This window comes from Streptomyces sp. PTL18 (genome assembly GCF_059510295.1).
Map to the genome: position 1 here is coordinate 1 of NZ_JCAJZO010000179.1, position 231 is coordinate 231.

Sequence of the window (231 nt, forward strand, 5' to 3'; positions counted from 1 at the left end):
CAGCGAGTGCGGCCTCGTCGGTGTCGGCGAGCAATCGCCAAGCGGTGGACGTGGAGGCGACCAGGCCGAACACCCCTGCCTGGTCCCGCAGCACGGCCAGATCCGCGATCGCCTCACCACCGTCGGCGAGCATCACCGCCAGGTCGGTGGCGATCCGGCCCGGATCATGCCCGGTCCCACGCGGCCGAAGTGGCCTGAGAGCAGCGGAGTACGCGGAGGTCAGCCCGGTGA

General features: G+C 71.4%; 1 pseudogene. It reads right to left on the minus strand.

Features of this window, described 5'->3' with window-relative positions:
• A pseudogene (locus tag AC5WS8_RS39545) lies at positions 1-231 on the minus strand (IS1380 family transposase); the annotation flags it as partial.